This window comes from Bradyrhizobium sp. SBR1B (genome assembly GCF_014198205.1).
GTDB lineage: Bacteria > Pseudomonadota > Alphaproteobacteria > Rhizobiales > Xanthobacteraceae > Bradyrhizobium.
The window spans coordinates 84,936-109,770 of record NZ_JACIHC010000002.1; the positions used below are offsets into that span (position 1 = coordinate 84,936).

Consider the following 24,835-nt stretch of genomic DNA (forward strand, 5'->3'; position numbering starts at 1 on the left):
ATGCGTGGGCACGCTTCGCTTTGCCCACCCTACGATACTGCCCGTGTGGAGAAATCACCCCACACCGCTCGCGCTGCGCGCTCCCGCTTTTCAAACTCCCCCGCCAGCACCTTCCACCAAAACAGCGGCGAATCCTTCGGCGGTGACAACTCCGGCGTCCAATCGGTGAGCTTCTCGATCACGTAGGTATCCGCGAGAACACCGCGCCAGCGGCGCTCGACTTCGCCGAGATGCTCGCGCTTCGCCGGGATGTTCTCCCACAACGAAGACCGATTGTCCGGCTCGCGGCCGACATAGATGCCGGCATGGCCCTTGATCCGGTCCATGCCGGGATCGCGGAAATCCTGGAAGCGGCCGCGCTCGTTGATCTCGATGACGGGCACGCGGCCCCGGAACAGCCAGCGCATCATGGCATAGGTGCGATAGTCCGTGGTCGCGATCCAGGTCGCGCCTGTTTCGTCGAGCGCGGCCTGCGCGCGCGCGGCGACCTGCTCGTAGCCGGCTTCCGCGCCGATCGGGTCGATCTTGCCGAGCAGATTCCAGGGCGCGGCGACGTAATAAAGGAACACGATCACGACGAAGGCGATGCCGGAGACGACAGCGGTCTTGGCCCAGAACAGCGACGACCTCAGCATGCGTGGCGACCAATCCTCCTTCATCATCGCCGCGAGGTTCACGGCCGCGGCGGCGAAGCCGACCGGCCACATGAACATCGGCCAGGTGTCGCCGACCCGAAGCGTGGTCGACTTAAAGAGGAAATAGGCGAACGGCACCAGCACCGCCGTCGACAAGAGAATTCCAACGGGCTCGCGCGTGCGATAGCCGCGCCATGCCGTCAGCACCAGGCCGGTCAGCACCACCGGCAGCATGACGAAGCCGACCAGACCGAACTGCAGGCCGATGAAGTCACCGATGGTCCGCAGCGAGATGCCGTAATTGGCGGTGGCGCGTACGCCCTGGAAACGAAACGAGGCCCAATCGTGCTGCGCGTTCCAGATCAGCACCGGCGAGAACACGGCGATTGCGACCAGCACCGCGAGATAAGGATAGGGGCTGCGCAGCCAGCGCCAGCGCCAATCCGGTACCAGCAGAAAAGCGGCAACCGCCGGGGCGAACATGATCGCGGTGAATTTCGACAGCATCGAGAGGCCGGCGAACAGACCGGCCGCAAGCCACCAGCGTCCGTCGCCGCTCTGCGCCAGCCGCACCAGCGACCACATCATCGCCACCGCGAACGGGATCATGGCGACATCGGGCGCCACCTTGGCCATCAGCAGGCCGTAGTAAAGTGCAGCTTCCGGCATCAGCACCGCGAACAATACGGCGCGCACATCATGGGTGAGGCGGCGGACAATGTCGGCGAGCAGCAGCTGCGTGACGAGCATCGCGACGATGCCGCCGAAGCGGACCCCGAGCGTGGTGTCGCCGAAGTTCGCGGTTCCGAAACGGATCAGCCAGGCGATGCCCGGGGGATGATCGAGGAAGCTCAGCGCCCCCTCCTTCGACCAGGTCCAATAATAGGCCTCGTCGGTGCGCAGCTCGATGGCGGAGGCGTAGACGATGCGCAGCAGCGTCATTGCGGCGATGATCGCTACGGCCATGACGAGGGGACGGCGCGAGGCGCCGCCAGAGGGCATGGTGATGTCAGGGGCTGTCGTCACGGCCGCGCTTTTCGCCAACCTGGGAGGGGGAGTCAATGCGGGGGGATGGGCAAGCGGCGATCCCAGCCTCAACGCGGACGCCGTAGGGTGGGCAAAGCGAAGCGTGCCCACCAGCAGGATATGATAGAAAAACGGTGGGCACGGCGCGCAAGGGCGCGCCTTTGCCCACCCTACGAATTCGTAACCTTTGCCGCGCATGTGATCCCGCAACCTGTCCACATCGGGAATTAAACGCTACGCTGGCTGTTCTCCTTCATGAACTGATACAACCGAATCATGGGCACCGCTGCTGCATCCATCTCCGAACTCGTCCGCGGGACCAGCGTGCGGCAGGTGCGGCTCGTCTGCGGCGTGATCCTGTTCTGTTATGTGATCAGCCATTTCCTCAACCACGCGCTCGGCAATATCTCGGTCGAGGCCATGGAGGCTGGGGTCTACTACCACACCGCCTTCTGGCAATTTCTCCCCGTCTCGATCGTGTTCTACACCGCCGCGCTCACCCATATGGGGCTCGGCATCTATGCGCTGTACCAGCGCCGGCAGTTCCGCTGGCGGACGATCGAGCCGCTGCAGCTCGTGCTGGGCCTCAGCATCCCCGCACTGGTCATGGCGCACGTGGTCGGGGTGCGGCTCGGCTATACGCTGTACGATCACCAGAAGCTCTATCCGCAGGAGCTCTATCTGTTCTTCGTCGCAGCGCCCGGCCGGCTCTGGCAGATGACGATCCTGCTGCTCATTGCCTGGGTGCACGGCTGCATCGGAATCTATTTCTGGCTCCGCCTCAAGCCGTTCTTCACACGCGCCGCGCCCTATCTGCTCGCCGCCGCGGTGCTGGTCCCGACGCTGTCGCTGCTCGGCATCTACCAGGGCGGCCGCAGCGTCGCGATCGAGGCCGATGACGGGGAATGGCGGACGCACAATCTCACCCGACGCCAGGTCGGCACGGTCGCGGAAGGCAACACGCTCGATCGCATCACCGGCGCCTTCACCATCACCTATTTTGGGCTGCTTGGCCTGGCGCTGGCGGCACGCGGCGTGCGGGCCTGGCGCGAGCGGCGCGGCGGCATGATCGCGCTGTCCTACGGCAATGGCAGGACGGTGCGGGTTCCCAAGGGCCTCTCCGTGCTGGAAGCGAGCCTGCGCCATAATCTGCCGCATGCCAGCGTCTGCGGCGGCCGCGCCCGCTGCTCGACCTGCCGCATCCGTGTCATCGGCGATCATGGGGTCCTGCCCGAGCCGTCGCAGCGCGAGGCCTTCGTGCTGACCCGCGTCGGCACCAACGACCCCTCGATCAGGCTGGCCTGCCAGCTGCGGCCGACGTCGGATCTCTCCTTCTTCCAGCTGTTCACCCCGCAAACGTCGTCGGCCAACGCGCAGGCCTCGGCGCCGGCTAGGATCGGCCAGGAGCGCTATCTCGTCAGCCTGTTCGTGGACATGCGCGGCTCGACCCAGCTCGCCGAGAAGCGGCTGCCGTTCGACACCGTCTTCATCGTCAACCGCTTCCTCGGCGCGGTGTCGCAGGCCGTGATCGAGAATGGTGGCCAGCCGAACCAGTTCGTCGGCGACGGCATGCTGGCGCTGTTCGGGCTCACGGCCGATCCGCAAACCGCCTGCCGGCAGGCGCTGAAGGCTGCCAGCGGCATCGCCACGCATATCGACGAACTGAACCAGCTGTTGAGCCATGATCTGCGCCAGCCGATCCGCTTCGGCATCGGCATTCACGGCGGCGAGGTCATCATCGGCGACATCGGCTATCGCGATCACATCGTCTTCACGGCGCTGGGCGATGCCGTCAACGTCGCCGCCCGGCTGCAGGACATGACCAAGACGCTGGCCTGCGAGGCGATCGTCTCGGACGAAATCCGCAGCACGGCGGGCCTCGCCGACGATACGCTGCCGCAACAGGAGGTCGCGATCCGCGGCCGCGACGAGCCGATGGCGGTGCGGGTCGTCGCGGATGCGCGGGAGCTGACGGCGCTGGTCGATCGAACCGAGCGCGTCGCAGCGTGATTTGTGAGCGACGGAGGCGATGCGCTCCCTCCCCCGCTTGCGGGGGAGGGTTGGGGAGAGGGTGTCTCCGCAATGGGACACTCCCCTACAGGAGAAAAGCCTCACCCGCGCGCGCGACGATGCTTCGCATCGCCCGGGCGCGACCTCTCCCGCAAGCGGGAGAGGTGCAGCGAGCGCGCGGCGACATTGAGACAACCAAAATCGTCCACGTAACACCGGCGTGCTGCAACGCAGCGGCATGGGCCTGCTGCGAAAGCACGAATTGACTTCGTTCAAATCGTTGCGACAGATGAGCGCGGCTCGCGGTGATGACCACAAGCCAACGAAAAGCTCCGGGAGGGGACCAGATGTTCGATCGACGCGACCTGCTCAAACGAGCGGGGCTTGCCACACTCGCCGCCACACTGAATTCCACCAGGGCACTGGCACTCGATACCGTGACCCTGCCCTTCGCCAATGGCGAACGGCCGCTGGTGAAATATCCGCAGAAGCGAGCGATGATTGGGCTCACCAGCCGGCCGCCGCAGCTCGAGACGCCGTTCGCGATCTTCAACGACGGCCCGATCACGCCAAACAATGCGTTCTTCGTGCGCTATCACCTCTCGGACCTGCCCTACAATCTCGACCCCGACAAGTTCACGCTCGAGGTCAAGGGCAAGGTCGACAAGCCGCTGAAACTTTCGCTGAAAGACATCAGGAAGATGAAGGCGACCGAGATCGTCGCCGTCAACCAGTGCTCCGGCAACAGCCGCGGCTTCTTCGAGCCGCGCGTTGCCGGCGGCCAGCTCGCCAACGGAGCGATGGGCAATGCGCGCTGGCGCGGCGTGCCGCTGAAAGCGGTGCTGGAGATGGCCGGTGTGCAGAGCGGCGCCAAGCAGGTCACCTTCAACGGCATGGACGGGCCGGTCAGCGACAAGACGCCTGACTTCGTCAAGGCACTCGACATCGATCACGCCAGAGACGGTGAGGTGATGCTGGCCTATGGCATGAACGGCGAAGATTTGCCTTTCCTCAACGGCTTCCCGCTGCGCCTGATCGTGCCGGGCTATTACGGCACCTACTGGGTCAAGCACCTCAACGAGATCACCGTCATCGACAACGTCTATGAAGGCTTCTGGATGAAGTCGGCCTATCGCATTCCGGATACGCCTGATAACGCGATCGAGCCCGGCACTACGCCGAAGGCGACGATCCCTATCAACCGCTTCACCATCCGCTCCTTCATCACCAGCGTGCCTGATGGCGCCAAGCTGAAGGCCGGAGCTACGACCCTGCGCGGCATCGCCTTCGACGGCGGCAAGGGCATCAAGGAGGTCCAGGTCTCCACCGACGGCGGCAAGACCTGGACGAGCGCCAAGCTCGGCAAGGATCTCGGCAAATATTCGTTCCGTGAATGGAAGCTGCCGGTGAAGCTCGCGGCAGGCAGCGTTGAGCTCAAGGTGCGTGCCACCGGCAATGGCGGCGAGACGCAGCCGGATACGCCGCGCTGGAACCCGGCGGGTTATCTACGCAACGTCGTCGAAACCGTCCGCGTTACCGTGGCCTGAGGGAGAATGACCATGCAGCGCACCGTTCTCCTCGCTATCACGCTCGCCCTCGCCACCGGTCTCGGCGCCGTGACCGCGGCCCCCGTCAACTACCAGCTTCCGGACGAGGTCGCCGCATTCAAGCCCGGGCCCAATCTCGAAGTGGTCCAGGGCAATTGCAGCGCCTGCCACTCGGCCGACTACATCAAGACGCAGCCGCCGATGAAGGACAAGAAAGGCTTCTGGCAGGCCGAGGTGACCAAGATGATCAAGGTCTATGGCGCGCCGATCGACGATGCCGATGTCGGCAAGATCGTCGATTACCTGGCCGCGACGTATTGAAGGACCGGAGCGTTTTCTCTTTACCCTCCCCTGGAGGGGGAGGGTAAGGAAGAGTGGCTGCTCGCTCCTCCTGTCTACAGTACATCCGCCGCGCTCCGGCCATTTGACCGCGAAACGGGCAAAACCGGCAAAAACGCCGCGAAGTTGAGCGGAATTCGGCAAAAGGCCGATGTGGTTTGAGCTACCAAGCCGGCCACATTCCGCGTATCCTGTTAGGACCGAACCGGCCGGTTGGCGGGGACTGGCGGTTCGAGATCTCGGAGGAAGACCCGCGGAGAAGTCGTGATGGCTAAAGGTACGGTCAAGTGGTTCAACCCGACGAAGGGTTATGGATTTATCCAGCCTGCGTCGGGCGGCAAGGATGTGTTCGTGCATATCTCGGCAGTGCAGAAAGCCGGTCTGTCGTCCCTGAACGAAGGACAGACGGTGGAATACGAAGAGATCGCAAACCGGGGCAAGACCTCCGCAGAGAACCTCAAAGTATAAGCCCGCCAGCTTTTGCTGCCTCCCGGACCCTTCCGGGAGCCGGGCCAAGAAAATTTTAGAAGACGGCCAGTGCATTCGACGACAGGCGTTGCGACTGCACACGGAGAGCTATTTCCCGCGAGGACCGCTCGTTCAACGCCTCAGCAATGACAATCGCGACGGCACTTCGTCAGCCCACCGGTAACGGTGCGTCGCGCTTGATCTCCTCCATCACCGCATAGGTCCGCGTCTCGCGCACGCCCGGCATCGACAGCAGGGTCTCGCCGAGGAAGCGTCGATACGCCGCCATGTCGGCTAGCCGCGCCTTCACAAGATAGTCGAAGCCCCCGGCAACCATGTGACACTCCAGCACCTCGGGCGCGAGTTTCACCGCGCGCGCAAAACGTTCGAAATTGTCCGGCGTGGTCTTGTCGAGCAGCACCTCGACGAACACTAACAAACCGAGGCCGAGCCGATGCGGGTTGAGCCGCGCGCCATAGCCTTCGACAAAGCCCTCGCGCTGCAAGCGCTTCAGCCGTTCGCCGATCGAAGTCGGCGACAGCCCGATGCGCTCGGCAAGCTCGACATTGGCGATGCGCCCATCCTCCTGCAAAATCGAGAGGATCTTCCGGTCGATTCGATCGAGTTCCATAATTTATCAGGTCAGATCGCTTCCGATCTTCATTTTCTAAGGCAAATCGGCTAGATTGTCTATCGAACTACGGTCATGCGAGCCTTATCCTGGATTGAGCCACAGGACACGCCATGCCGAACATCCCACCGCCCTTCACCGCCGCCTATGCGCCCGATGATGCCGAGATCGCCGCGCGGCTGTTGCCGGCGTCGCATCTGTCCCCGCCACAGGAAGCCCGGATCGACCGCACTGCGACGCGGCTGATCGAGGCGATCCGCAAGCGCGACGACCGGCTCGGTGGGGTCGAGGACATGCTGCGGGAGTTTGCGCTCTCGACCAAGGAAGGGCTCGCACTGATGGTGCTGGCGGAGGCACTGCTGCGCGTGCCGGATGCGCGCACTGCCGACCAGTTCATCGAGGACAAGCTCGGCGAGGGCGACTTCATCCACCACGAGACCAAGTCCACCGCGTTCCTGGTCAACGCCTCGGCCTGGGCGCTCGGCCTGTCGGCGCGGGTGATCCAGCCCGGCGAGACGCCCGACGGCACCATCGGCCGCCTCGTCAAGCGGCTGGGCGCGCCGGCGGTGCGCACCGCCACGCGCCAGGCGATGCGGCTGATGGGCAATCATTTCGTGCTGGGCGAGACCATCGAGCAGGCGCTGGAGCGGGGCAAGCCGCGCTCCGGCCAGAAGCCGCGCTATTCCTTCGACATGCTCGGCGAAGGCGCGCGCACGGCGGCGGATGCCAAGCGTTACTTCGATGCCTATGCGAGTGCGATCGAGACGATCGGCAAGGCTGCGGGTCCCCATCCCCTGCCCGACAGGCCCGGCATCTCGGTCAAGCTCTCGGCACTGCATCCGCGCTTCGAGGCGATCAGCCACGAGCGCGTGATGGCCGAACTGGTGCCGCTGCTGCTCGATCTCGCGCAGCGCGCCAAGGCACATGACCTCAACTTCACCGTCGATGCCGAGGAGGCCGACCGGCTGGAGCTGTCGCTCGACGTGATCGCGGCAACGCTCGCCGATCCCTCGCTGGCCGGCTGGGACGGATTTGGCCTCGCAATCCAAGCCTATCAGAAGCGCGCCAGCGCGGTGATCGACTATGCCGACGCGCTCGCCCGCGCGCATGACCGCAGGCTGATGGTGCGGCTGGTCAAGGGCGCCTATTGGGACACCGAGATCAAGCGCGCGCAGGAACGCGGGCTCGACGGGTATCCCGTGTTCACGCGCAAGGCGATGACGGATCTGAACTACGTCGCCTGCGCGACGAAGCTTTTGAGCTTGCGGCCGCGCATCTTCCCGCAATTCGCTACCCACAATGCGCTGACGGTCGCGACCGTGCTGGAACTCGCCGGAAAGAGCGGCGGGTTCGAATTCCAGCGCCTGCACGGCATGGGCGAAGCGCTGTACGAGCAGCTTGCCAAGGATCATCCCGAGACTGCCTACCGCACCTATGCCCCGGTCGGCAGCCATCGGGACCTGCTCGCCTATCTGGTGCGGCGTCTGCTGGAGAACGGCGCCAACTCCTCGTTCGTGGCGCAGGCCGCGGATTATCGCGTGCCTGTTACGGCGCTGTTGCAGCGTCCGGCGGACGCCATCGTCCGGCCGCAAGCGGCGGCGCATCCGAAAATCCCGTTGCCGGCCGATCTTTTCGCGCCGGAGCGGCGCAATTCGCGCGGCGTCGAATTCGGCGCGCGCGTCGCGCTCGATCATTTGCTCGCTGACGTCAAAGCGGAAGCGACCGATCTCGAGCCGATTGCGGACGCCACTCCGGATCAAGCCAATGCGGCGGTGGCCGCGGTACGCGCTGGCTTCGCCGCCTGGAGCCGGACGCCGGCGGCCACGCGCGCGGCGGCGCTGGAGCAAGCCGCGCATCTCCTGGAGAGCCGCAGCGCCCGCTTCATCGCGCTGCTGCAAAGCGAGGGCGGCAAGACGCTCGACGATTCGCTGTCGGAGCTGCGCGAGGCCGCCGATTTCTGCCGCTATTATGCTGCGCAAGGCCGCAAGCTGTTTGGCGGTGATGCCGCGATGCCGGGCCCGACCGGTGAGAGCAACGCGCTCGCGATGCGCGGCCGCGGCGTCTTCGTCGCGATCTCGCCGTGGAATTTTCCGCTGGCGATCTTCCTCGGCCAGGTCACGGCGGCGCTGATGGCTGGCAACAGCGTTGTGGCAAAGCCCGCCGAGCAGACCCCGCGCATCGCGCGCGAGGCTGTCGCCCTGCTGCACGAAGCCGGCATCCCGAAAGATGCCCTGCATCTCGTTGTCGGCGACGGCCGCATCGGTGCCGCACTGACCGCGCACGCCGATATCGCCGGCGTCGTCTTCACCGGCTCGACCGAGGTCGCCCGCAGCATCAACCGGACGCTCGCCGCCAAGGATGGGCCGATCGTGCCGCTGATCGCGGAGACCGGCGGCATCAATGCCATGATCGCGGATGCAACCGCGCTGCCCGAGCAGGTCGCCGACGACGTCGTCACCTCGGCGTTCCGCTCCGCCGGCCAGCGTTGCTCGGCGCTGCGGCTCTTGTTCGTGCAAGAGGACGTCGCCGACCGCATGATCGAGATGATCGCAGGCGCCGCGCGCGAGTTGAAAATCGGCGATCCCTGTGACGCCGCGACCCATGTCGGCCCTGTGATCGACGCGGAGGCCAAGCAGCGCCTCGTTGCCCATATTGCGCGGATGAAGAGTGAGGCGAAGCTGCATTTTGCAGGCACGGCGCCGCGAGGCTGCTTCGTGGCACCGCACATCTTCGAGCTCAGGGACGCCGGCCAGCTCACCGAGGAGGTGTTCGGCCCGATCCTCCACGTCGTGCGCTACCGTGCCGAAAATCTTGAACGCGTGCTGCAGGCGATCGAGCGCTCCGGCTACGGGCTCACCCTCGGCGTCCATTCCCGCATCGACGACACCATCGAAGCCATCATCGACCGCGTGCAGGTCGGCAACATCTACGTCAACCGCAACATGATCGGCGCCGTCGTCGGCGTGCAGCCGTTCGGCGGCAACGGCCTGTCCGGAACCGGCCCCAAGGCCGGCGGCCCGCACTACCTCGCCCGCTTCGCGACCGAGCAGACCGTGACGATCAACACGGCCGCGGCGGGCGGCAACGCGGCGTTGCTTGCGGGGGAGGAGTGAGCGGCAAGTCCGGCTTCGGATCTCACAGTATCGCAATAGCAGTTCCGTCATCCTGAGGCGCGAGTAGCGCGATGCCAGGCATCGCGCCGGGAGCCTCGAAGGATGAACGGCCCCGATACAGCCGGGCCGTCGCCCTTCGAGGGCCGCTGAAGAAGCGTTCACCTCAGGGTGACGGGGATGGAATTAGCGCCCACCGGACGCACGCCGACCGCCGCAATGGGCCCTGCGCCGGGCGCCGTTGCATCCCGGCAAAACATCAGTCTAATTGCTCCATCACCTGCCCGCGCCAATTCCAGCGCGCGGGAAACGACAAGAGCGAGGGAGCAACGCCGCGATGGAAAAAGGCATTTTTGCGGGCCTGAAGGTTTTGGACTGCGCGAGCTTTATCGCAGCGCCCGCGGCCGCGACCGTGCTGTCGGATTTCGGCGCCGATGTCATCAAGATCGAGCCGCCCGGCGCCGGCGATCCCTACCGCAATCTGCCGAACCTACCTGGCTATCCCACCGGCGAGCACAATTTCGCCTGGCTGCTGGAGGCCCGCAACAAGAAGAGCATCGCGCTCGACCTCGCCAAGCCGGAAGCGCAGGCCGTGCTCTACAAGCTGGTCGCAGAGGCCGACGTCTTCATCACCAACATGCCGCCGCCGGTGCGCGCCAAGCTCGGCATCACCCACGATCACCTCGCCCATCTCAACGACCGGCTGATCTACGCCTCCTTCACCGGCTATGGCGAGAAGGGCGAAGAGGCCAACAAGCCCGGCTTCGACAGCAATGCCTATTGGGCGCGCTCCGGCCTGATGGACCTGGTCCGCGCCGACACCGACACCACGCCGGCCCGCTCGGTCGCCGGCATGGGCGACCATCCCTGCGCGATGGCGTTCTACGGCGCCATCGTCACCGCGCTCTATCAGCGCGAGAAGACCGGCAAGGGCTCCCACGTCGCCTCCAATCTGATGGCGAACGGGGTGTGGGCCGCGAGCGTGCTGGCGCAGGCAAAGCTCTGCGGCGCCAAGTTCGGCGAGCGGCGTCCGCGCGAGCGCGCGCTGAACGCTGTCGCCAACCACTATCAATGCAAGGACGGCCGCTGGCTGATCCTGTCGCTGCTGAGCGAAGAGAAGCAGTTTCCGACACTGGCGAAGTGCCTGGGGCGCGAAGACCTCATCACCGATCCGCGCTTCGCCACCAAACCCGACCGTCACGCCCGCTCGGTGGAGCTGATCAAGATCTTCGACGAGACCTTCGCGACCAGGGACCTGGCCGAATGGCGCAAGATTCTCGACGGCAACGGCCTCGTGTTCGGCGTCGTCGCCATCCTGGACGACATCCCCAACGACAAGCAGATGCTCGACAACGAGGTGCTGGTGCCGTTCGAGAACGACACCATGCTCACCATCTCCAGCCCGATCTGGATCGACGGCACCAAGAAGGTCCAGCCGCGCAAGCCGCCCGCTGTGGGCGAGCACAGTGACGAGATTTTGCGCGAGGCGGGATACGACGAAGCGGCGATCAAGCAGTTGCGCGGATCGGGGGCGGTGGGATAGGAGCGCGCTAGCGCTACATACTCGCAATGACGATGCCGGGCGATCTCGCTATAAGCTACCGGCAAAACAACGCCGCGAGGTCCCATGCCCAGCTACCGCCTGCACTACTTCCCCGAATCCGGCAACAGCTACAAGCTGGCGCTGATGCTGACGCTTTGCGGCGAGAGGTTCGAGCCGGTCTGGACCGATTTCGGCGGCGGCGTCACGCGCACGGCGGAATGGCGCAAGGCCGTCAACGAGATGGGCGAGATTCCGGTGCTCGAAGTCGACGGCGTGAAGATGACGCAGACCGCGCCGCTGCTCTTGAAGCTCGCCGAGCAATATGGGCGTTTCGGTGCCGACACGGAGGACGAGAAGTTCGAGCTGCTGCGCTGGCTGTTCTGGGACAACCACAAGCTCACCGGCTACATGGCGACCTATCGCTTCATGCGCGCCTTCACCGAGAAGAACGACCCGCAGGTGCTGAAGCACTTTCGCCGCCGGCTGGAAGATTTCCTCGGCATCCTCGACGGCCATCTCCAGCACAACGAATTCGCGATCGGCGCAAAGCCGACGGTCGCTGATATCTCGATGATGGCCTATCTGCATTATCCGAGCGACGAGCACGGCTTCGATTTCGCGGCGAGCCATCCGGCCATCCACGCCTGGCTCGGCCGCATGGCCGCGCTACCTGGCTGGAAGCCGGCGTATGAGCTGCTGCCGGGCAAGCGGATGACGAACTACGCGAAGTGAAGACTCCTTCTTTCCCCTCTCCCCGCTTGCGGGGAGAGGGGAAGGGAAACTACCTCAACGACAGCCAGCCGAGCGTGAACAGGATGCCGCCGACGATCACGGCCATCGCGATCGCCCAGATGCTGACGCGGGCGCTGCCGGTGACCTGCTTGACTTCCTCATTGCGCGCAATCTCGCGATTGCGCTCCTTGTTGGCGTCGCCAGTATTCGTCATGAATCATCCAAATCGCTTTGCGGGCTCAACGCGTCTTGATGAAGCACATGCCGATGCGGCGCGAGGCCGCGGCGGCCTGACAGGTGAGACCGTTAGCACAGCTCCATGACGTAAAACTCTCATCTCGCGTTCCCGATCCCGCCTCCTGCAGGGAACAATGCGCGCCCCAGCCGTCCTGATACTCGCTCCCGGCGAGCTCCCGGCTGCCGCGGGTCTGCGGCCGGCTGGCAAATCCGCGTGAGAAATCAGGGCGTTTGCCCGCGGCGAATGCGGTCAGGATGTCGCGGCGGCGAGGCTGGTCACCGAGAAAGTGTGGCGAGGCCGGCACGATGGCGGAGTTCGACGGCTTGTCCGCCAGCCAATCGACGCCCGGAAAGTGAAAGCCGCCGATGCCGCGGGTCTGGTGGCAGCCTGAGCAGGTGACGTCGTTGAGACGGCGCTGGAAGCCCGCGACCGAGCGGATGTTCTGCAGGTCGCCGCGCGCGGCCGCCTGCTTCAACGCACCGACCACGTCGTTGTCGGTGAAGACCGCTTGGCCCTCCCCTTCAGCCTGCATCATGCCGAACTCCGGCTGCAGCACTGATGCATCGAGCCCGGCCGGCGTCGGCACCACCGCACTCCTGGCCAGGAATTTCTCGGGGATCAGCACGGTGCCACGATCGAACTCGCGAAGATGTTCGGGTGCGAGCAGCCAATCCTTGAAGTCGCGCCGAAGCGCATCGTCAGCCATGATCCGGTCGCGGTCGATCTGGTTCTCCAGCGTCGATTCCTCGAAGGCCTTCGTGGCGGAATTGTACTTGAACACCTTGAGCAGATAGTCGGAGCGGAAATCATGCAGCGCCGACTTCGCCGCGACCGAGAGCTGGATGTTGGTCTCGATGCGATCGAGCATGGCGTCGTCCCGGCTGCCGATCAGCTCCTGCCAATTGCCGTTGTCGAGCCAGCGCCGCGCGAGTTCAGCGCAGCTGATCGGCTTGCCGTTCGCGTCCGTCTGGCGCGCATCCCGTGCCTTCATCACCAGATTGAGCGTCATCGGCAGCCGCGTCGCGGTTGTGCCGTCGAAACGCGCCAGCCGATAGAGCAGCCGGATCTCGCCGCAGGACTCCTCCGAGGCGTAGGCGCGGTCCATGCGGTTGACGATGCCGGCCAGCACGAAGCGCGTGTCGCGAGAATTCAGCACGGCCCGATCGAACAGCTGGACGTCAAAGCCCTCGCCGACGCCGATGGTCTCGCTCGGATAGGCCGCCTTTTGCCCTTTGACGTAGCGGTCGACCTCCGCATCGATCGCCGGCGGAATGTCCTTGAGCTGGGACAGCTCTGAAAACAGCCGGTCGGTCGTCAGCGGCCCATCCGCCTTGCGCTCCGGTGCCAACAGGCGCTGGAGCGTGAGAGCGTTGCCCTCATCGAGCCTGCGCAGGAGATCGGGATCGGTGATGGCGGTGCCGCGCGTCAGCGGCGCGGTCTCCGCGGCCGATAGCGCGGCGGTGCCGCCAAACAAGACGGCGGCAGCAAGGAGAATTCGCAACGCGCGGCTCATGCCTGAGGTAACACCGCAGCGGTCCGCCTATTCAAGCAAAAAGGCGCTTCACATGGTGGTGAAGCGCCTTTCGAAAGTCGTATCTGGGCCGCTCAGCGCGCGACGATCAGGCCCTTGCTGGTGACGACCACCCAGCGGCCGTCCTGGCGACGGATCGCATCGACGCGGCCGAGGCCGGGAATGGGATCGCCAGGATAGACCTCGTAAAGCCCGTCGCGGCCCTCGATCAGCGCACCGCCATTGGCGGCGTTGCGCAGCCGCCAGCCTTCGACCGTCGGCAGGCGGCCGACCTCGGTCTTGGGCGCGGCAGCCACTGGGGCCGGTGCGGCCGCGGCGGTCGCAACCTGGGTCGGCGCGATCGAGCCGGTGGTCTCCTTGGGCACCGCTGCTGCGGCCTGCGCGGGGGCGGCGGGAGGCGTGGCGCGGAGCTTGTCGACGGTCTCGGACAGCTTTGCGATTTTGGCCATCGGCTCGGCCTGCGCCTTCTCGAGCTTGTCGAGGCGGTCATTGGCCCGGTTGAACTGGGTGACGCCGGTTTTCGAGCTGTGCTCGACATTGGCCTTGAGCGCGACGAGGTCGGCATCGATCCGGGCGACCGAAGCATCCAGCGCGCTGGTGTCGGCGACCTGCACCGGCACTTGGGCCGGGGCGGCGAAATGCATCATGCCGGCAGTTGCGAGCGCGCCGCTGATGGCGCCGACGCTCGCCGCGATCGCCACCACCGCGGCCATCGCCGACAGGCGGCGCTTGCTGCCGGTCTCGCGCGGCTCCTCCGCCTTCACATGCGGGGCAAAATCCTCACGGTCCCAGGAGCGTTCCGACGGCGCCATGACGATCAGCTTGCCGGGCTTTGGCTCGGGCTTGGCTTCGGCTTTGGCTTCGAGCTTCGGCACCTCGATCCGCGACGCCTCGATCTTTGGCGGCTCGACCTTGATCGGATCGGGCTTGACCGGATCAGGTTTGGGCGGCGCCTCATGGTCCGGGGCAATCGAGGGAGCCTCGATCCCAGCGGCCTCGACGGCCTGCGGCGCGGTCGCCGCAGCTTCGACGACGCCGGTGTCCTGGGCAGCCTGCTCGGGCATTGGTTCGCTCACGGCTCAAATACTCCAGTCTGGGTTGACCTTTTGGTAACTTTCATTGCTTGCGAAATCCTTACCTGCGGACCCGCTTACCGAAATTTTAGGAAGTTATCCGGGGCCGAATTTGGCCGGGAAAGTGGAACCGGTGTGGCGGGCGTCAAACAATTCGTAATCGGGTGAAGATGAACGGCCGCGGAATGAGCGCCTTAGTCGCTACCGTCTGAGGTGCGAGCGCAGCGAGCCTCGAAGGACGACGGAGAGAGAGTGGAGCGCGCCGCAGGTGCGTCGTCACACATCACAGTCCGTCACATCACGACCGGCGCATCCGGCAGCTCGTTCGCATGCGATGCGCCGGGCGGAAAATGCCGCGCCAGTTCGCGCGACACCGCCGTGATGCCGGCGATGACGCCGCGCTCGAACTGGCCGGAGCCGAACTCCGCCTCCATCGCGCGGCAGATGCTTTCCCATCCTTCGGCACCAACCTTGGCGTGGATGCCGCGGTCGGCCACGATCTCGACGTCACGGTCGGCGAGCAGGAGATAGATCAGGACACCGTTGTTGTGTGCGGTGTCCCAGATGCGCTGGTGCGCGAACACGTCGAGGGCGCGCTCGCGGGCCGGCTGGTTGCGGAACAGCGGCGCGCCGTCGAGTGCGCCTTCGACCACGAAGCGGACCTGGCCGGAATGGGTGGTCTCGCCCTGCTTGATCGCCTGCTCGATGCGGGCGAGCACGGCCGGCGGAAAGATCTGCTTTGCGCGCCAATGATGCTGCACGAGATGTCTGGCAATGCGCTTGATGCTCATGACCGCTACCAGCTCCCCGAGGCGCCGCCGCCGCCGAAACTGCCGCCACCGCCGCTGAAGCTGCCGCTGTCACTGGAAGACGACCCGCTGCTCCAGCCACCCGACGAAGAGCCGCTCGACCACGAGCCGCCGCGCGAACGGCCAGTGGCCGGCATGATCGCCGAAAACAGATCGGCGACGAACCCGATGATGAAGCCCAGGACTCCGACAGCGATGGCGAGCGCGAAGGAGCCGAGAATGAGCCAGGTCAGCCCTGCGATGATGCCGCCGGTCACCAGGGATCCGAGCAGCCGCCCCAGCATGGCCCGGAAGAACCCGCCGACCCCGATCGAGGCGAACAGCGTCACGATGAAGACCGGCGCGAGGTCATCCAGATGACCGAAGCTCACCGTGGGTGACGGAACCGGCAGCGGCTCGCCGTCGATGACCCGGATCATGCGATCGACGCCATCCGAGATGCCGCCGCCGAAATCGCCTGCCCGGAATTTCGGTGTAATGATCTCATCGATGATCCGCCGCGAGGTGACGTCGGTGAGCGCGCCTTCGAGGCCATAGCCGACCTCGATGCGCAAATGCCGGTCATTCTTGGCGACGACGAGGATCGCGCCGTCGTCGACCTTCTTGCGACCGATCTTCCAGGCCTCCGCAACGCGGATCGAGAATTGCTCGATCGTCTCCGGCTGCGTGGTCGGCACGATCAGGACGGCGATCTGGCTGCCCTTGCGCGTCTCGAAGTCGCGCAGCCTTTGCGACAACGCGGCGACGTTGCTGCTGGACAGCGTCCCGGTCTGGTCGACCACGCGGCCGGTGAGCTCGGGGATGGCGACGTCGGCTGAGGCGGGGAGCGCGAAGGCGAGGACGAGCGTCGCAACGAAAACCGCGCGCCGCACACTCAGTGTCATCGCCCGGCTTGCCGTCTTCGCTGACGCTTCGCCGGCCCAATACCGCTGTGCCCGGCGAAGCCCTTGGCGTAGCCGGGACCGGGCGATCCAGTATTCCAGAGACGCCAGAGGCCTAGGGAGAGGCCGCGGCGTACTGGATTCCCCGCCTTCGCGGGGAATGACGGCAGAGGGCGTGGCGCGCATCGGGATCTGGGGCGCTTACTTCGACGGTGCCGGCGCCGGGTTGAAATCGACCTTCGGCGCGGTCGAGATTTCCTTCTCGTTGGCGACCGAGAAGTTCGGCTTCTCCTTGTAGCCGAACATCATCGCGGTGAGGTTGCTCGGGAACGAGCGGATGGTGACGTTATAATCCTGCACCGCCTTGATGTAACGGTTGCGCGCCACCGTGATGCGGTTCTCGGTGCCCTCGAGCTGCGACATCAAATCCTTGAACAGTGCGTCCGACTTGAGCTGCGGGTAGTTCTCGGTGACGACCAGCAGCCGCGACAGCGCGCTGGAGAGCTCGCCCTGCGCGGCCTGGAACTTCTGGAAGGCGGCTGGATCGTTCAGCACCTCGGGCGTCGCCTGGATGCTGCCGACCTTGGCGCGCGCATTGGTGACGCCCAGCAGCACATCCTTCTCCTGCTGGGCGAAGCCCTTCACCGAGTTGACGAGATTGGGCACGAGATCGGCGCGGCGCTGATACTGGTTCACGACCTCGGACCAGTTGGACTTGATCTGCTCGTCCTCGCTCTGGATCGCGTTGTAGCCGCAATTGGTGAGACTCAGCGAGGCCAGCGCCGCCAGCACGGTCAGGATCTTGCGCATTAAATTTCTCCCGGTGGAATCCTGTAACTCAATATCAGATAGCGATAACGCGGTACCAGCTTTTCGGGTTCATTCCGGGGCGCGAAGCGAGCCATGGTGCGCCCTTGCGCACCTGAAAATCTCGAGATTCCAAGTCTGGTCCTTCGGACCATCCCGGAATGACTGCGCCGGATGAGCGCACCTCAGCCGACTGACGCAAGCCTCTTGCCTATCCCTGACCGACATAGTCAACTCGACGAAACGATAAGACAGAACACCGGGGGAAACGCGATGACCTCGTTCGAGACCATCCTCGTGGAGAGGCCGGATCCGGCGATCACCCGGATCGTGATGAACCGGCCAGAAGCGCGTAACGCGCAGAACCTGCAAATGACCTACGACCTCAACGCCGCCTTCGACGCGGCGGTGCAGGACGATACGGTCAAGGTGATCATCCTCGCCGGCAACGGTCCGCACTTCTCCTCCGGCCATGACCTGCGTCCCGGCAGCAAGAATACCGCCGGCGTCGATTTTCCACCGATCGGAAATTGGGGCGGCTTTGCCGAGCCGAATGCCCATGGCCGCTTCGCGCGCGAGCAGGAAATCTATCTCCAGATCACCCGGCGCTGGCGCAATCTCGCAAAACCGACCATTGCCGAGGTGCACGGCAAGTGTATCGCCGGCGGGCTGATGCTGGCCTGGGCCTGCGACCTCATCATGGCCAGCGACGATGCGCAGTTCTGCGATCCCGTTGTGACCATGGGCGTCTGCGGCGTCGAATGGTTCGTGCACCCCTGGGAGCTCGGCGCGCGCAAGGCCAAGGAGTTCCTGTTCACTGCCGACAATTGGAACGCCGAAGTGGCGCATCAGCTCGGCATGGTCAATCAGGTCGTGCCGCGCGCGGAGCTTTCTGCGCGCACGCTGGAGCTGGCGCGCAGGATTGCGGCAAAGCCGGCCTTCGCGCTGAAGATGACCAAGGAAGCGGTGAACCGCTCGGTCGATGTGATGGGCCAGCCCGCCGCAATCGACCAGGCCTTTGCGCTGCATCAGCTCTGCCACGCCCACAATCTTCAGGAGTTCGGCATGATCGTCGATCCCTCGGGCCTGCATCCCTCCGTGCGCAAGTCGCCGGCGGCCGCGGAGTAATTGCGATGGATCTCAATCTCAGCGACGAACAAAGGCTGCTGCGCGAGAGCGCGGAGCGCTTCGTGGCCGGAAGCTACGATGCCGATCACCGCCGCAAGATGGCGAACGATCCGCTCGGCTTTAGCCCGGAGGTGTGGAAGCAGTTCGCCGAGCTCGGCTGGCTGGCGCTGCCGATTGCGGAAGAGTTCGGCGGCCTTGGCGGCGGCGCGGTCGAGATCGGCATCCTGATGGAGGCGTTCGGCCGTGGGCTGGTATCGGAGCCCTATGTCGCGACCGTGGTGCTGGGAGCCGCACTGATCGCCAGATGCGGCACCAATGAGCAGAAGCAGGAGAGCCTGCCGAAGATCGCGGATGGATCCTTGAAGCTTGCGTTTGCGCATTCCGAGCGCGCGGCGAGGTTCGATCTCGCCAAGGTCGCAACCGCCGCCGACCGGACCGCGCAGGGCTGGCGCCTTGCCGGCAGCAAGATCGCCGTGCTCGACGGCCATGCCGCCGATGAGATCATCGTCTCCGCGCACATTCATGATCATCAGAGGCCTTCGGGACGGACCGGCCTGTTCCTCGTGCCCGCGACGACGCCTGGCCTCGTCGTCAGCGACTTTCCGCGCCTCGGCGGCGGGCGCGCCTGCAACCTCGAGCTATGCGACGTGCATCTGCCCGAGGACGCCCTGCTCGGCGACGGTCACGAGGCACTGCCGGCCATCGAATGGGCTGTCGACTGCGCCATGGCTGCGCTCGGTGCGGAAGCCGTCGGCATCATGCAGACGCTGCTGGACACCACGCTCGAATACACCAAGATCCGAAAGCAGTTCGGACGGCCGCTGTCGGCCAACCAGGTGATCCGCCATCGCCTCGCCGACATGGCGATGCAGGTCGACGAGGCGCGCTCGATGGCACTGCGCGCTGCGCTCAAGGCAGATGCCGCGCCAGTCGAGCGGGCACGGGCCGCGTCCGGCGCCAAAGCCAAGATCGGCAAATGCGCGCGCTTCGTCGGCGAGCAGTCGATCCAGCTCCACGGCGGCATGGGCGTCACCGAGGAGCTCGAGGTCGGCGCCTATTTCAAGCGCCTCGTCGCCTTCGACACGCTGTTCGGCGGCAGCGCGCACCACTATGCCCGTCACGCCGAACTTGGCCGCAAGGCCTGATACCGGGAGAGCCTCATGGACCTGTCGTTCAATGCCGAAGAGCGCGCCTTCCAGGACGAGGTACGCAGCTTCATTGCCAAGAATCTCACCGAGGAGATGAAGCGCGCGACCGCGCTGACGCCCTCGGTGTTCTCCGACCCTGATATCGGCATGGCCTGGCAGCGCGCGCTACACAGGCAGGGCTGGGGCGCACCGGGCTGGCCGGTCGAACATGGCGGACCGGCCTGGACGCCGGCGCAGCGCTGGATCTTCGAGACGGAGTCCGCGCGGGCCGGCGTGCCCAATGTGAATGTCATGGGCGTGAAGATGGTCGGGCCGGTCATCATCGGCTTCGGCTCGCCCGAGCAGAAGAACTTCTACCTGCCGCGGATTCTCTCCGGCGAGGATTATTGGTGCCAGGGCTATTCCGAGCCGGGCTCCGGCTCCGACCTCTCTTCGCTGAAGACGCGCGCGGTGCGCGACGGCGACGATTACATCATCAACGGCACAAAAATCTGGACCACGCATGCGCATCACGCCAATCGCATGTTCGCGCTGGTGCGCACCAGCGACGGGCCGCGGCAGCAGGACGGCATCAGCTTCATCCTGATCGACATGAAGACGCCTGGCATCACCACGCGTCCCATCCTCACCATCGGCGGCGACCACGAGGTCAACCAGGTGTTCTTCGACGACGTCCGCGTGCCCGTGGCCAACCGGGTCGGCGAGGAAGGCAAGGGTTGGACCTACGGCAAATATCTGCTCGAGTTCGAGCGCGGCTCGGGCATTGCCTCGGCCAAGCTGCGCGAGGGCTTGAAGGCGATCGCCGACCTCGCCGAGTCCGACCTGACCGGCCGCGCCATCGACAGTCCCGATATCGCCGCGCGCATCTCGGAGGTGGAAGTCGATATCGACGCGCTTGAAATGACTGAGCTGCGCGTGCTCTCCGCGCTGCAGACCGGACAAAACCCCGGCGCGGTGTCGTCGATCCTGAAGCTGCGCAACAGCGAAATCCGCCAGGCCGTGACGCGGCTCGGCGTCGACGTCATCGGCCACGACGCCCTCGCCGTCGAGCCGATGCGCCCGCTCTACAAGCTCAATCACGAGCCGGCGACGCCGGAGGAGGTGCTGACAATGGTGCCGGAATATCTCAACGGCCGCGCCTACACCATCTTCGGCGGCACCTCGGAGATCCAGCGCGACATTATTGCGAAGATGATGCTGGGGATTTGAGATCTATGACTTCAGCTCGAATTGGCGCGGCATCCTCCGCTGTCGTCCCCGCGAAGGCGGGACCCATATGTGGACGGCCCCCGTGGCACAAGAGCTTTGAGAGGTTTGACCGGATCGCTTGCATCCATATGTGCGGCCTGTTGGGTGCAGCTTGTTCGCTGCTGGCCAAGATGGTTTCCGCAACACGAGTTCCAATCACCGCAGCGGCCTTTGTACAGCCAATGGGTCCCACGGATTTGCTCGCGTCTCGGGTCGACCGATCATTCCATCTTCTCTGCTCTTGCAGCTCCGGTTCGGCCGGTGGGCTCAGCCGCCGGCCGGCCAAATCTCTCAGCTAGGCGGCGGTTGCCGTGGTGGCATCGATCCGCGCACTCTCGTAGCTTTCTCCAGTGGTCATCAGCTTCCAGGCGATGCGAGCCATTTTGTTGGCCAGCGCCACTGCGGCAAGCTTGGGTGTCTTGCGCTTCAACAGCTCGATCAGCCAGCGAGGCCCGCGATCGCGGGTTTTGGCCATCTTCACGACCGAGGTCGCTCCGACCACCAGCAGCTGACGTAGCCTCTCATCACCTGCACGCGTTATCTTGCCGAGCCGGGTCTTTCCCGCGGTGGAATGGTCCTTGGGCGTCAGGCCGAGCCAGGCCGCAAACAGCCTTCCTGAGCGGAAGGCATGCGGGTCTGGCGCCTTCATCACCAGCGCCGCCGCCGTGACCGGACCGATCCCCGGGATCTGCGCCAATCGCCGGCTCGTGGCATCGGCCCGGTGCCAGGCAAGCAGCCTGGCCTCGATCGCCTTCAGCTCGACCTGCACCTGTTCATATTGGCGAGCCAGCATCGCAAACAGCTCGCGGGCCAGCTCCGGCACGCGTTCGTCTTGCCCAATCGCCCCCAGGAACGTGGCGAGCTTGTCCAGCCCCTTGGCCGAGATCAGACCGAACTCGGCCGCATGCCCGCGGATCGTATTGGAGAGCTGCGTGCGACGCGTAACCAGTTGCTCGCGGACGCCCAGCAGCATCAGTGCGGCTTGCTGATCGACCGTCTTTACCGGCACATACCGCATCCGAGGCCGGCTCGCCGCCTCGCACAGCCCTTCCGCATCGCGCCCATCGTTCTTGTTGCGCGGCACGTAGGGCTTCACCAGCTGCGGCGCAATTAGCTTGACCGTGTGTCCCGACCTTCCAAGCTCGCGCGCCAAATGGTGGGCTGCGCCGCAAGCCTCGATCACGATCACCGTCGGCGGCAGCTTGGCAAAAAACTCCAGCATCGCCTTCCGGCTGAGCCGTTTGCGCAGCACCACCTGTTCCGACGCATCGACGCCATGCAGTTGGAAAATATACTTCGACGTATCCATCCCGATACGGATAATCTGGCTCACGGACGGCTCCTGTGAATGGGTGTGTGACAACCTCATTCTGGCACACTGATGCCGTAGGGGGCCGTCCACCCCATAACCACAGGGAGATGTGGTTGCGGGGACTCGGAGTTACCAGTTTTGCGCCAAACTCCTCCCTGTGGTGATGGGTCCCGGATCGGCGCGCGCTTGGGCGCGCTTGTCCGGGACGACAGCGGAGTGTGTGGCAGCAGCTAGCGCAATAACTCGACGCTAACCCGCCGCCTTCGCCTCCCGGATCGCCTGCCAGATCTTCTGCGGTGTCAGCGGCGTATTGAGCTGGGTGACGCCGAGCTCGGCGAGCGCGTCCATCACGCCGTTGGTGACGCAGGGCGGGCCGCCGATGGCACCGGACTCGCCGCAGCCCTTGGCCCCGAGCGGATTGGTGCGGCAGGGCGCGGAATCATCCAGCGTCACCACGATCGGCGGCACGTCGTCGGCGCGCGGGATGCAATAGTCCTGGTAGCTCGCGGTGAGGAGCTGGCCGTCGGCATCATACGAGACACCTTCATACAGCGCCTGACCGATGCCCTGCGCGACGCCGCCATGGATCTGCCCCGTCACCAGCATCGGGTTCACGGCGACCCCGACATCGTCGACCGTGGTGTAGCGCACGACCTTGGAGACGCCGGTTTCGGGATCGATCTCGACCTCGCAGATATGCGTGCCGTTCGGCCAGCTCGGACCATCGACCTCGCCCTCGGAATCGACGCTGAGCTTGGCGCCACTCTCCTTTTCGGCGATGTCGAACAGGCTGATACGGCGGTCGGTGCCGACCACGGTCAGCATGCCGCCCTGATATTCGATGTCCTCGACCGAGGTCTCCAGCACGTTCGCCGCCTTCTCGCGCGCCTTCTGGATCAGATCGTTGGAGGAGACCGCGACCGCCGTGCCGCCGACGAACAGCGAGCGCGAGCCGACGCTGCCAAAGCCCATCGCGAGATCGGTGTCGCCTTGCACGACATCGATCTTGTCCATGGCAATGCCGAGCGTGTCGGAGATCATCTGGGTGTAGGTGGTCTGCAGCCCCTGCCCCATCGCCATGGTGCCGGAATGCAGCACGACGCGCCCTTGAGAGGTCGCGTGCAGGCTGACCTTCTCGGTGTGGGCGCGGCCGCCGGTCCATTCGATGTAGGAGGTGAGCCCGCGGCCGTAGAGCAGGCCCTTCTTCTTCGCCGCCTTCTTGCGCGCGGCAAAGCCGTCCCAGTCGGCCAGCTTCACGGCGCGGTCGAGCATGTGCGCGAAGGCGCCAGAATCGTAAACCTGGCCCGCCGCATTGGTATAAGGCAGCTGCGCCGGCTTGATGTAGTTGGCTTTGCGGATCGCGCGCGGATCGATGCCGATCTTTCGCGCGGCGACGTCGAACAGGCGCTCGACGATGAAGACCGCTTCGGGCCGGCCGGCGCCGCGATAGGCACCGACGGGCGCGGTGTGGGTCATCACCGACTTCACCTCGAAATGCACCAGCGGCAGGTCGTAGACGCCAGTCTGCACGAACGGGCCGAGCACCAGCGGGATGATGTTCGCCGCGCCCGAGGAATAGGCGCCGGTGCAGCCGATCGACTTGACGCGATAGGCCAGCACCTTGCCCTTCTCGTCCAGCGCAAAGGAGGCAGTCGAAGTGAGATCGCGGCCGTGGGTGCCACCGACGAATTCGTCGGTGCGATCGCCGCGCCAGCGGATCTTCTTGCTCAGCTTGGTCGCGGCGTAAGCGACGATGCCGTCCTCTGGATAGAGGTTGGTCTTCTGGCCAAAGCCGCCGCCGATATCGCCGACCAGCACACGCACACTGTCCTTGGGACGCTTCAGCACGGCCTCGGCGAGCACGTCGCGGGTCGAGGCCGGGGTCTGCGACTGCACATGCAGCAGCAGGCGGCCGGTCTTCTTGTCGATCTCGGCGATGGTCGAGCGCGGCTCCATCGCGGACGGCACGAGGCGCTGGCTGACGAGATCGAGTTCGACGGTGTGCGCGGCCTTGGCGAACGCTTCGTCCACCTTGGCGGCATCGCCGTAAGCCATCGCGCCGACGATGTTGTCGGGCGCCTCCGGCCACACCACGGGCGCGCCGGGCTTGACGGCCTCGACAGGGTCGACCACCGCAGGCTGCACGTCGTACTCGACCACGATCGCCTCGGCTGCGCTCTGCGCCTCGACGCGGGACGACGCCACAACGGCAGCCACGGCCTCGCCGGCGTAGCGGACGACCTCATGGGCGAGCAGCCGGCGCGGCGGCACTGTCATCGGCTTGCCGTCGGGGCGCTTGAAGATGCTCAGCGTCGGGATGCTGCCGACGTCGTCCTTGACGAGGTCGGCGCCGGTGTAGATCGCGGCAACGCCCGGCATCGCGGCCGCCGCGCTGGTGTCGATCGAGACGATGTTGGCGTGGGCATGCGGCGAGCGCAGCACGTACAACCACAGCGCGCCGTCTCCCGGCTTGTCGTCGATGAACTGCCCTTTCCCGGTCAGCAGCCGCTGGTCTTCCAAACGCTTGACGGGCTGCCCCGCTCCGAAACGCAAATTGCCGGGAAGAATGTTCATTCCGTGGGGTCCTCGAAATCCGCAAAAACGACCGCGGCGGTTTTA

At 65.2% G+C, this 24,835-nt stretch carries 20 protein-coding genes; 10 read left to right on the forward strand and 10 right to left on the reverse strand.

All coding sequences use genetic code 11. The features are described from left to right. Positions 1-29 precede the first annotated feature (29 nt). Complete coding sequence (locus GGD61_RS05060; RefSeq protein ID WP_092260826.1) at positions 30-1,637, reverse strand: glycosyltransferase family 39 protein; 1,608 nt, start codon at positions 1,635-1,637, stop codon at positions 30-32. 300 nt (positions 1,638-1,937) lie between these two features. Between GGD61_RS05060 and GGD61_RS05065 the strand changes: the two genes are divergently transcribed. From GGD61_RS05065 to GGD61_RS05080, 4 genes are all read left to right on the forward strand, one after another. Continuing rightward, a complete protein-coding gene (locus tag GGD61_RS05065; RefSeq protein ID WP_092260733.1) occupies positions 1,938-3,671 on the forward strand; it encodes an adenylate/guanylate cyclase domain-containing protein in 1,734 nt (577 codons plus the stop codon). Positions 3,672-4,018: 347 nt separating this feature from the next. Then, positions 4,019-5,218, forward strand: coding sequence for a molybdopterin-dependent oxidoreductase (locus GGD61_RS05070; protein WP_092260729.1), 1,200 nt, complete (start codon positions 4,019-4,021; stop codon positions 5,216-5,218). Positions 5,219-5,230: 12 nt separating this feature from the next. After that, positions 5,231-5,539, forward strand: coding sequence for a sulfite:cytochrome C oxidoreductase subunit B (locus GGD61_RS05075; protein WP_026201815.1), 309 nt, complete (start codon positions 5,231-5,233; stop codon positions 5,537-5,539). A gap of 285 nt (positions 5,540-5,824) precedes the next feature. Continuing rightward, a complete protein-coding gene (locus GGD61_RS05080; RefSeq protein ID WP_008134691.1) occupies positions 5,825-6,025 on the forward strand; it encodes a cold-shock protein in 201 nt (66 codons plus the stop codon). A gap of 169 nt (positions 6,026-6,194) precedes the next feature. Here the strand turns inward: GGD61_RS05080 and GGD61_RS05085 are convergent, their stop codons facing one another. Next, positions 6,195-6,656, reverse strand: a complete 462-nt coding sequence (locus tag GGD61_RS05085; RefSeq protein WP_018317238.1) for an Lrp/AsnC ligand binding domain-containing protein — start codon at positions 6,654-6,656, stop codon at positions 6,195-6,197. A 113-nt stretch (positions 6,657-6,769) separates the two neighbouring features. Here GGD61_RS05085 and putA point away from each other — a divergent pair, with 113 nt between their 5' ends. The 3 genes from putA to GGD61_RS05100 all read left to right on the forward strand — a co-directional run bounded on the left by putA (position 6,770) and on the right by GGD61_RS05100 (position 12,041). Then, complete coding sequence (gene putA / locus GGD61_RS05090; protein WP_092260727.1) at positions 6,770-9,769, forward strand: bifunctional proline dehydrogenase/L-glutamate gamma-semialdehyde dehydrogenase PutA; 3,000 nt, start codon at positions 6,770-6,772, stop codon at positions 9,767-9,769. A 334-nt stretch (positions 9,770-10,103) separates the two neighbouring features. After that, positions 10,104-11,309, forward strand: coding sequence for a CaiB/BaiF CoA-transferase family protein (locus GGD61_RS05095; protein WP_183230386.1), 1,206 nt, complete (start codon positions 10,104-10,106; stop codon positions 11,307-11,309). A gap of 84 nt (positions 11,310-11,393) precedes the next feature. After that, positions 11,394-12,041 (forward strand): glutathione S-transferase family protein, encoded by a 648-nt coding sequence (locus GGD61_RS05100; protein WP_183230387.1) that lies wholly within the window; start codon positions 11,394-11,396, stop codon positions 12,039-12,041. 49 nt (positions 12,042-12,090) lie between these two features. On the opposite strand, the gene GGD61_RS05105 is transcribed toward GGD61_RS05100, so the two are convergent. From GGD61_RS05105 to GGD61_RS05130, 6 genes are all read right to left on the reverse strand, one after another. Continuing rightward, the gene (locus GGD61_RS05105; RefSeq protein WP_018317242.1) at positions 12,091-12,255 is read right to left on the reverse strand and encodes a hypothetical protein; all 165 of its coding nucleotides are present in this window, start codon (positions 12,253-12,255) and stop codon (positions 12,091-12,093) included. Positions 12,256-12,280: 25 nt separating this feature from the next. After that, positions 12,281-13,792, reverse strand: coding sequence for a hypothetical protein (locus GGD61_RS05110; protein WP_183230388.1), 1,512 nt, complete (start codon positions 13,790-13,792; stop codon positions 12,281-12,283). 92 nt (positions 13,793-13,884) lie between these two features. Further along, positions 13,885-14,874, reverse strand: a complete 990-nt coding sequence (locus GGD61_RS05115) for a hypothetical protein (RefSeq protein ID WP_183230513.1) — start codon at positions 14,872-14,874, stop codon at positions 13,885-13,887. 302 nt (positions 14,875-15,176) lie between these two features. Then, positions 15,177-15,674: a TPM domain-containing protein gene (locus GGD61_RS05120; protein WP_183230389.1), complete on the reverse strand. Its 498-nt coding sequence runs from the start codon at positions 15,672-15,674 to the stop codon at positions 15,177-15,179. A gap of 5 nt (positions 15,675-15,679) precedes the next feature. Then, positions 15,680-16,576: a YgcG family protein gene (locus tag GGD61_RS05125; RefSeq protein ID WP_183230390.1), complete on the reverse strand. Its 897-nt coding sequence runs from the start codon at positions 16,574-16,576 to the stop codon at positions 15,680-15,682. Between the two features lie 198 nt (positions 16,577-16,774). Further along, positions 16,775-17,383, reverse strand: coding sequence for a LemA family protein (locus GGD61_RS05130; protein ID WP_018317247.1), 609 nt, complete (start codon positions 17,381-17,383; stop codon positions 16,775-16,777). Between the two features lie 270 nt (positions 17,384-17,653). Between GGD61_RS05130 and GGD61_RS05135 the strand changes: the two genes are divergently transcribed. From GGD61_RS05135 to GGD61_RS05145, 3 genes are read left to right on the forward strand one after another with little or no spacing between them, the layout of a single operon-like run. Then, complete coding sequence (locus GGD61_RS05135; RefSeq protein ID WP_183230391.1) at positions 17,654-18,508, forward strand: enoyl-CoA hydratase; 855 nt, start codon at positions 17,654-17,656, stop codon at positions 18,506-18,508. A 5-nt stretch (positions 18,509-18,513) separates the two neighbouring features. Continuing rightward, positions 18,514-19,653, forward strand: coding sequence for an acyl-CoA dehydrogenase family protein (locus GGD61_RS05140; RefSeq protein ID WP_183230392.1), 1,140 nt, complete (start codon positions 18,514-18,516; stop codon positions 19,651-19,653). A gap of 15 nt (positions 19,654-19,668) precedes the next feature. Beyond that, on the forward strand, positions 19,669-20,865 hold the full coding sequence (locus GGD61_RS05145) for an acyl-CoA dehydrogenase family protein (protein ID WP_183230393.1): 1,197 nt from the start codon (positions 19,669-19,671) through the stop codon (positions 20,863-20,865). Between the two features lie 334 nt (positions 20,866-21,199). On the opposite strand, the gene GGD61_RS05150 is transcribed toward GGD61_RS05145, so the two are convergent. Both GGD61_RS05150 and GGD61_RS05155 read right to left on the reverse strand, forming a co-directional pair. Next, positions 21,200-22,237 carry an IS110 family transposase gene (locus tag GGD61_RS05150; protein WP_183230394.1) on the reverse strand — a complete coding sequence of 346 codons (1,038 nt, stop codon included), beginning with the start codon at positions 22,235-22,237 and terminating at the stop codon, positions 21,200-21,202. A gap of 228 nt (positions 22,238-22,465) precedes the next feature. Beyond that, positions 22,466-24,790, reverse strand: coding sequence for a xanthine dehydrogenase family protein molybdopterin-binding subunit (locus GGD61_RS05155; protein ID WP_183230395.1), 2,325 nt, complete (start codon positions 24,788-24,790; stop codon positions 22,466-22,468). Positions 24,791-24,835: the final 45 nt, after the last annotated feature.